The organism is Mycolicibacterium arseniciresistens (assembly GCF_030519285.1).
In the GTDB taxonomy this organism is placed as follows: domain Bacteria; phylum Actinomycetota; class Actinomycetes; order Mycobacteriales; family Mycobacteriaceae; genus Mycobacterium; species Mycobacterium arseniciresistens.
On record NZ_JAUMSQ010000327.1, the window covers coordinates 1 to 7,807 of the forward strand.

Annotated in this window: 11 protein-coding genes; 6 read left to right on the forward strand and 5 right to left on the reverse strand. The window is 70.9% G+C overall.

All coding sequences use genetic code 11. The annotated features are described in order from the left end of the window. Positions 1-223 precede the first annotated feature (223 nt). Together Q2100_RS27310 and Q2100_RS27315 are read left to right on the forward strand one after the other, a co-directional pair. Positions 224-1,051 (forward strand): acyl-CoA thioesterase, encoded by an 828-nt coding sequence (locus tag Q2100_RS27310; RefSeq protein ID WP_302916572.1) that lies wholly within the window; start codon positions 224-226, stop codon positions 1,049-1,051. 50 nt (positions 1,052-1,101) lie between these two features. Then, on the forward strand, positions 1,102-2,121 hold the full coding sequence (locus Q2100_RS27315) for an iron-containing redox enzyme family protein (protein ID WP_302916573.1): 1,020 nt from the start codon (positions 1,102-1,104) through the stop codon (positions 2,119-2,121). On the opposite strand, the gene Q2100_RS27320 is transcribed toward Q2100_RS27315, so the two are convergent. Further along, positions 2,101-2,286 carry a CDGSH iron-sulfur domain-containing protein gene (locus tag Q2100_RS27320; RefSeq protein ID WP_302916579.1) on the reverse strand — a complete coding sequence of 62 codons (186 nt, stop codon included), beginning with the start codon at positions 2,284-2,286 and terminating at the stop codon, positions 2,101-2,103. The genes Q2100_RS27315 and Q2100_RS27320 overlap by 21 nt on opposite strands. 44 nt (positions 2,287-2,330) lie before the next feature. Further along, positions 2,331-3,029 (reverse strand): HemK2/MTQ2 family protein methyltransferase, encoded by a 699-nt coding sequence (locus Q2100_RS27325; RefSeq protein WP_264015800.1) that lies wholly within the window; start codon positions 3,027-3,029, stop codon positions 2,331-2,333. A gap of 118 nt (positions 3,030-3,147) precedes the next feature. On the opposite strand from Q2100_RS27325, the gene Q2100_RS27330 reads away from it, so the two are divergent. Then, positions 3,148-3,813, forward strand: coding sequence for a phosphodiesterase (locus Q2100_RS27330; RefSeq protein WP_302916574.1), 666 nt, complete (start codon positions 3,148-3,150; stop codon positions 3,811-3,813). A 2-nt stretch (positions 3,814-3,815) separates the two neighbouring features. Here Q2100_RS27330 and Q2100_RS27335 read toward each other — a convergent pair whose 3' ends face one another. Then, positions 3,816-3,974: a hypothetical protein gene (locus tag Q2100_RS27335; protein ID WP_264015798.1), complete on the reverse strand. Its 159-nt coding sequence runs from the start codon at positions 3,972-3,974 to the stop codon at positions 3,816-3,818. Positions 3,975-4,122: 148 nt separating this feature from the next. Between Q2100_RS27335 and Q2100_RS27340 the strand changes: the two genes are divergently transcribed. After that, entirely contained in the window at positions 4,123-4,359 is a 237-nt protein-coding gene (locus Q2100_RS27340) for a three-helix bundle dimerization domain-containing protein (RefSeq protein ID WP_302916575.1), read from the forward strand. Between the two features lie 2 nt (positions 4,360-4,361). Here the strand turns inward: Q2100_RS27340 and Q2100_RS27345 are convergent, their stop codons facing one another. Beyond that, positions 4,362-5,348: an LLM class F420-dependent oxidoreductase gene (locus tag Q2100_RS27345; protein ID WP_302916576.1), complete on the reverse strand. Its 987-nt coding sequence runs from the start codon at positions 5,346-5,348 to the stop codon at positions 4,362-4,364. A gap of 40 nt (positions 5,349-5,388) precedes the next feature. Then, positions 5,389-5,853, reverse strand: coding sequence for a GatB/YqeY domain-containing protein (locus tag Q2100_RS27350; RefSeq protein WP_269893090.1), 465 nt, complete (start codon positions 5,851-5,853; stop codon positions 5,389-5,391). A 163-nt stretch (positions 5,854-6,016) separates the two neighbouring features. Here Q2100_RS27350 and Q2100_RS27355 point away from each other — a divergent pair, with 163 nt between their 5' ends. Together Q2100_RS27355 and Q2100_RS27360 are read left to right on the forward strand one after the other, a co-directional pair. Continuing rightward, complete coding sequence (locus tag Q2100_RS27355; protein ID WP_407667701.1) at positions 6,017-7,258, forward strand: glycerophosphoryl diester phosphodiesterase membrane domain-containing protein; 1,242 nt, start codon at positions 6,017-6,019, stop codon at positions 7,256-7,258. Between the two features lies 1 nt (position 7,259). Continuing rightward, a partial coding sequence (locus Q2100_RS27360) for a DUF4129 domain-containing protein (protein ID WP_302916578.1) occupies positions 7,260-7,807 on the forward strand: 548 nt, incomplete at its 3' end.

A 7,807-nucleotide genomic window follows, 5' to 3' on the forward strand; every position in this document is an offset into this window, starting at 1 on the left:
TGGGGCGGCGGCGGCGCCGGCGCCGGCTCAGCCACTGGCGCTGATGACGGGGCCGGCGCAGAGGTCACCGATTCGGGAGCGGGCGGCTCCGAACAGCCGGCGAGGACGAGCGCGGTCACGACCGCCGCGACGGACCGCGAGCAGCGTGTGGCAGCGATGTCGCGACGATAGCAACACCTCCCCGGCCTGCTGCCCAACCAAGCGGTGGATAGGCTCACCGGTGATGACCGCTCTCGACGACGACAAGACCGACGCCGCCGCTGCCGCCGGGCTCAGCTGGATCGCTGCTCTGCTGCAGTACCGACGCGACGGTGACACGTTCGTCGCGCCGCAGGTCAGCACCGGTCCCGAGCACCGACTGTTCGGTGGGCTGGTCGCCGCTCAGGCCCTCGGCGCCGCGGGCGCGACCGTCGAACCCGACAAGCTGCCGCAGTCCCTGCACGCCTACTTCGTGCGCGGCGGCCGCTACGGCGTCGACGTCGAACTGCACGTCGAGCGCACCCGTGACGGCAGATCGTTCGACACCCGCCGCGTCACCGCCGTCCAGCAGGGCACCGCGATCCTCGAGATGATCGCCTCGTTCCACCGGCCCGAGGCGGGCACCGACTGGCACCCGCCGCGCACGCCCGGCATCGCATTCGCCGCCGCGGTGCCCAAGTCGCCGGACCTGGAGTCGGTCGAGCACTTCGAGATCCGCACGCACCCCGACGACGACTCCCCCTTCGCGGTGCCGCCGTTCTGGATCCGCACCGTCGAGCACATCGAGGACGACCCCCTGGTCCGGGCCTGCGCACTGACCTACATGTCCGACTTCGGGCCCGTGCCGTCCGCGCGCCCGCCCGGCGCGCCCGCAGTCCCCGGCGCCGGCATGGCGGCCAGCCTCGACCACTCGGTGTGGTTCCACCGTCCGTTCGTCCCGCATCACTGGCACCGCTACGAGGTGGACGGCGTCAACAACAGCGACGCGAGGGGGCTGGCCATCGGCTCGCTGTACGACACGTCCGGCGCTCTGGTGGCCAGCACCACCCAAGAAGCCCTCTGGCGCTTCTGAACTCGCCGCGCCAGGTGTTTGCCCACGTCGTGACGGGGTAAAAGACACGCGTGACACTTGCGCCCCTGTTGACCGAACCGACGCTCCCCGAGGCCCGCGGCCCGCTGTCCCTCGCGGTGGTGAACCTGCTGTCGGAGCGCGCTCCGCGCAATCACCTCTCCCGCGTCGAGGCGTCCGTCGGCGACTCCGATCCGTACGGTCTGGACCTGCACCTGGCGCTCTACACCTGCTATGAGCTGCACTACCGCGGTTTCGCCGGCGTCGATTCGGCCTGGGAGTGGAATGCCGGCCTGCTGCATCTGCGCGGCCAGCTGGAGCAGGCGTTCCTCACCGCAGTACGCAACGACGTCGGTGAGATCGCCGAGGACGAGACGGCTGCGGCCGAGATGGACGCGCTGGCCGTCGAACCGGCCGACGGCTCCGGCCCGTCCTACTACCTCCGCGACGAGGGCACCTGGGAGCAGATGCAGGAGTACTTCGTGCACCGCTCGCTCTACCACCTCAAGGAGGGCGACCCGCACGCCTTCGCGATCCCGCGGCTGACCGGTCAGGCCAAGGCGTCGTTCGTCGCCGTCGAGTTCGACGAGTTCGGCGGCGGCCGGGGGCCGCGGCTGCATCAGCAGCTGTTCGCCGATCTGTTGGAGGCGGCGGGCCTGGACAACACCTATCTCGGCTACATCGACCACGTGCCCGCAGAGGCGCTGGCCGCGGTGAACCTGATGTCGATGTTCGGTCTGCACCGAGCGCTGCGGGGTGCGGCCGTCGGACACTTCGCGTCCACCGAGATCACGTCCTCGCCCGGATCGCGCAGGCTGGTCGACGCACTCGAGCGGATGGCCGCTCCCGAGGCGTGTGTGGCGTTCTACCGCGAGCACGTGGAGGCCGACGCGGTGCACGAGCAGGTGGTGCGGACCGACGTGGTGGGCGACCTGGTGGCGCGGGAACCGCAACTCGACGCCGACGTCGTCTTCGGGATCAGGGCACACGCGCTCGTCGAGGACCGTCTGGCCGACCACGTGATGCGCAGCTGGGCCGACGGCGAGAGTTCGCTACGCCGGCCGCTGGTCTAGCTTGTCGGCCTTCTCCCCGGCGCTGCTCCTGCGGCGGCGCCGATGACTGGTGTCGCACAGCGGGTAGTTCTTCGAGCGTTTGCAGACGCACAGCGCGACCATGAATCGGTCGGACTCCACGACGCTGCCGTCGGGCATCTCGATGCGGACCGGGCCCTGCACCATCACGGGCCCGTTCGGCACCACCCGCACGAGGCGGGGTTCCTCGCTCACGGCTTGTCGGCTCTGATCACGACGAGTTCCTCCTCGCGGCGGCCCGGCTCGAGCAGCCCGGCCTCCTCGAGCCACGCGGCCCGCGCCGAAAGCACCGGGCCGAACGGGATCCACTGGTAGGCAATGATCTCCGCGTCCAGACCGGCCGCGGCCAGACCGGCGAGGGTCTGCCTGGGCCCGGAGAACTCGGAGTGCACGATCAGCATGGACCCGCCGTCGGCGAGCAGGCTGGGCGCCGCGGCGCAGAGCGGGTCGAGCACCAGCCGGCCGTCGGGTCCGGCGTTCCAGGCCCGCGGCGGGCCTGCGTGGGCCGGGATCGTCGCGTCGTCGGCGAGCTCGGGGTCGTGCGGCACGTACGGCGGGTTGCTGACGATCAGGTCGAACGGGCCGAACTCGACGGCCCTGGCCCACGAACCGAGGTGCACATCCACCGCGGCGCCGGCCGCGGCCGCGTTGACGCGCGCGGTGCGCACCGCGCGGGGGCAGATGTCGAAGGCCGCGACGGCCGATGCGCCCTGCAGCGCCGCGCCGATGGCGACGAAGCCGCTGCCCGTACACAGGTCGGCGACCCGGTTGCCGACCGCCAGCCCCGTCTTTTCCATCACGTCGACGAGAAGCTGGGAATCCTCCTGCGGGGCGTACACGCCCTCCGGCACGACAACGGTGTCGCGTTCGTCGGTGTATGCGGTGGTCACTTCGGCCTTTCGACGAGCTTCGCTGTGGTGTCACAGCACTGCGGTGATTAATGCCCGCCGTGCGATTCGTTAAACCCCCGCCGGGTTTGCGCGGGACCGGTCGGGGCACCCAGAACCGATGAAGATCTCGGACATCGCCGCACTTCCCTTCGAGGCCGGCGCCGCGCTGCGGCATCGCCGGCTGTTCCATCCCTCCGGTGTGTTGGCCACCGGAACGATCGAACGGGTCGCTCCGCCGAACGAGGGGCTGCCGGTGCCGTCCGGCGACGTCGTCGGCCGGGTGTCGAAGGGCGTCGGCCTGCCCGGTTCCTTGCCGGACATCGTCGGACTGGCCTGGCGGATGACGCCGGAGTCCGGCAGGCCCTGGGACGTGCTGCTGGTCTCCACCGTCGGAGACGGGGTCGGCCGGGTGCTGCTTCGACCGGTCGCCTCCTGGTCCGACGTGTCGTTCACCAGCCTGATGCCGCTGCGGTACCGCGACGGCCTGTGGTGGGTGCGTGCCCGGATGACGACGGTGCTGGACGTGGCGGGCCTGCCGCTGTCCGCAGCCGAGGACCGGATCGCCGCCGACGGGCTGGAATTCGACATCGAGCAGGCCGCCGGCACCGGGGAGTTCCATCCGTTGGCCAGGCTGACGCTGCGGGCCCGCGCCCCGAAGGGCGAGGATGTCTCGTTCGACCCGACCCGCAACACCGCGCCGGGCGTGCGCCTGTTCCCCGGCTGGCTCACCGACTTCCGGGAGGCCGCCTACCGGCGCAGCCGCGAGGGACGCGACGCCGAGTAGGTCTAGTCCGACGATTCCGGGGCGTCCTCGGGCGTGGTGACCTCGGGAGCCACCTCCCGGGTGGCCATCCCGCCCTCCTTGCCCTCGTCGGTCGGGCCCGGCCGGCCGCCCTTGGGCTCGTCGGCGAGTTCGTCGTCGTAGATCCCTTGTCCGCGTGGCATGGCTGCCCCTTTCTCGTCGCGCACCGGCTACCCGTCGCGGTGCCGGCCCAATCGCGGCGTCCCGGCCATACACCCGCTTGACGGGTGTCAAGTCATGTGATGCAGCAAACGTTGACTGTCTACATAAACGAGCCGGATCATTGGCGGCGTGTCAAAGAAGAGTGAGCGCGAACTGATCGACGACGTCGAGCACCGGCTCGTCGCGAGGTTCGTGGACGTTCCAGCCGGCCTGGTGGCCACCACCGTCGACGATGCCTACCGCCGGTTCGAGGACAGCGTGATCCGCGACTTCATTCCGCTGCTCGTCGAGCGCAGGGTCAGCGACGAGCTGGCCAGGGTCGCAGCCGGGCAGCCCGACCGCTCGTTCGCACTCGCCGGAGTCTGAGCTCAGCCGGCCGCGCTGCGCAGCTTCTCCAGCAGCGGCCCCGCCGCCTCGTCGAGGAACCGTTCCTGCCCCTCGTCGCCCACCTGCACCAGCGCGATGTCGGTGAAGCCGGCCTTCCAGTACTCGCTGACCGCCTCGACGATCGCGTCGAGGTCGGGCCCGCACGCGATGGCGTCGGCGGTGTCCTCGGGGCGGACGAACTGCGTCGCCCCGGCGAAGCCTGCGGTGGTGGGTAGATCGGCGTTCACCGCCCAGCCGCCGGCGAACCAGCGGAACTGGTCGTGGGCCCGCGCGACCGCCGTGTCCCGGTCGGGGTCCCAGCAGATCGGGATCTGCCCGATCACCCGCACGTCACCCGACAGTCCGGTCCCGCGTCGCGCGTGGTGCCAGGCGTCGACGGCCTCGCGGTCGGGCTGCACCGCGATGAGGTGGTCGGCCAGCGGGGCGAACGTCTCCACCGACCGGTCGCCCGACACCGCCGCGGCGAGGGCCACCGGGACATCCGGCAGATCCCACAGGCGGGCCGAATCGACCTCGAAATACTCGCCCTTCCAGTCGACGACGTCGCCGGTGAACAGCTCTCGGATGATCTGGATGGCCTCGCGCAGCATGTCGTGCCTGCGGGTGATCGTCGGCCAGCCCTGACCCACCACGTGCTCGTTGAGGTTCTCGCCGCTGCCCAGACCGAGGGTGAACCGCCCGTCGGCGAGGATCTGCAGCGTCGCCGCCTGCTGGGCGACGATCGCGGGGTGGTACCGCATCGTCGGGCAGGTGACGTAGGTGAACAGTTCGACGCGCTCGGTGGCGTGCGCGACCGCGCCGAGTACCGTCCACGCGTTCGGCGCATGCCCCTGGGCGGAGAGCCACGGCGAGTAGTGGTCGCTGGACACCTCGAAGTCGAAACCGACCTGTTCGGCCGAAACGGCGTAACGGACAAGGTCTTTAGGGCCGCTCTGTTCAGTCATCAGGGTGTAGCCGAAGCGCGTCATGCGCACCGGGTAGCCCGTCGCAGTCCGCGGCAAACGGCCGCTACAGGCGGGCCTTGACCGCGGCCGACAACCGCGAGCCGTCGGCCTTGCCCGCAGCGATCGCGGTGGCGGCCTTCATCACCTGACCCATCTGACGCATCCCGGGCCGCTCCCCGATCTCCTCGGCGACCTGGGCGATCGCGGTGTCGGCGACGTCGGCCAACTCGGCCTCCGTCAGCGGAGTGGGCAGGTACTCGTCGATGACGCGCGCCTCGGCATGCTCGTTGGCGGCGAGTTCACCGCGTCCGTTCTGCGTGTAGACCTCGGCCGCCTCGGCGCGCTTGCGTGCCTCCCGCGCCAGCACCTTGAGCACCTCGTCGTCGGACAACTCGCGCGCCTGCTTGCCGGACACCTCCTCGTTCTGGACGGCCGCCAACAGCATTCGCAAAGTCCCTGTGCGCAGCTTGTCCTGCGACTTCATCGCCGAGGTGAGATCCGCGCGCAGGCGCTGCTTGAGTTCCGCCATGCCGCCAACCTACGCCCGCGGCCCGTCCCGTTCGACAGGTTCGGCGTTCGCCACCGGGACACGTTGTGCGCGAACGTTTTCGATGCGTCGACGGCGCCCACCCCTGGGGTGTGCCGCGCCGGACCGGGCGGACACGTTGCCGATTCCTGCGGCGCTCGACAGGATGGTGGGCATGAGCAACGACGCCGACGGGTTCGGTCCGGCCGGCCCGCCGCCGCCGGGGTACCAACAGCCGGGGTACCAACAGCCGGGCTATCCGCCGCCCGGTTACCCGCCGCCCGGCTATGCACCGCCGAATCACCCGCCGCCGGGCTACGCACCGCCGGGTTACCCGCCGCCCGGCTACGCAACTCCCGGGTATCCGCCGCCGGGCTACGCACCGCCCGGATACGGGCCGCCGCCGGGCTACCCGTACGGCGGTCCCGCCCAGGCGTTGCAGCCGGGGGTGATCCCGCTGCGACCGCTGACCCTGTCCGACATCTTCAACGGCGCGGTCGCCTACATCCGGCGCAACCCGAAGGCGACGCTCGGCCTCACCACGATCGTGGTGGTCATCTCCCAGCTCGTGGCGCTGGTCCTGCAGATCGGTCCGCTGGCGGCCAGCGGCGGACTGCTCTCGACGGTGCAGGGCGAGCCGACGACGTTCGGCGACGTGGTGGCCCTCACCGGTTCGTCGCTGGTGGGTGGCGTCACGACCATGCTGGCCTCGATCGTGCTGAGCGGCATGCTGACGGTGGTGATCGGCCGGGCGGTGTTCGGAGCCGGCATCACCATCGGCGAGGCATGGGAACGGCTGCGCCACAGGCTGCTCGCCCTGATCGGATTCACCCTGCTCGAGATCGCGGCCTTCCTGGTCGCGGCCGTGGTGATCGGGATCGTCATCGCCCTCGCGGTCAGCGCCGGGGGCGCCGTCGCCGGGTTCCTGGTCGGCGCGCCGCTGGTGCTGCTTGCCGTCGCCGGCCTGGTCTACGCGGCCACCGTGCTGATCTTCGCGCCGCCGTTGATCGTGCTGGAGCGGCTGCCCGTCTTCACCGCCATCGCACGGTCCTACGACCTGGTCAAAAAGGACTTCTGGCGGGTGCTCGGGATCTGGCTGCTCGCCACCATCGTCACGGCCCTCGTCGCAGGCGCGGTGTCGGTGCCGTTCAGCCTGATCGGCCAGGTGCTGACGACGACGGCCGACAGTTCGTCGAGCGCGATCCTCGGACTGGTCCTGGTGTCGATCGGCAGTGTCTTCGGGCAGATCCTCACCGCACCGTTCGCCGCGGGCGTCACCGTCCTGCTCTACACCGACCGGCGCATCCGCGGCGAGGCGTTCGACCTCGTGCTGCAGACCGGCGCGGCGGCCGTGCCCGGCACCCCGCAGGACTCCACGGACCACCTGTGGTTGACCCGGCAACGGTGACGTGCCTGCGTTAGACATCGGCCGCGACGCCGCGCACGACGCCGCCCAGCGTGAACTGGGCAAGCCGATCTACCCCCGGCCGTCGCTCACCGAACGGCTCAGCGAGTGGTTCGACCAGCTGCTGTACCGCATCGCCGCCGAGGGTTCCACGGTGCCCGGCGGTTGGTTCACCATCTCGGTGCTGATCCTGATGCTCGTCGTGGCGCTGTTCGTCGCACTCCGGGTCGCCCGGCGCACGCTGCGCACGAACCGCGGCGTGCAGCCGCTGTTCGCCGGCCAGGAACTCAGCGCCGTCGAACACCGGGCGACCGCCGAACAGTTCGCCGCCGCCGGTGACTGGGCCTCGGCGATCAGGCACCGGCTGCGCGCCGTCGCGCGCCACCTCGAGCAGACCGGCGTCCTCGCACCGGTGCCGGGCCGCACCGCCACCGAGCTCGCCAGGGACGCCGGCGCCGCGCTGCCCGGCCTCGCCACCGAACTCGGTTCGGCCGCAACCGCTTTCAATGACGTCACCTACGGCGAACGGCCGGGAACCGAATCCGCGTACCG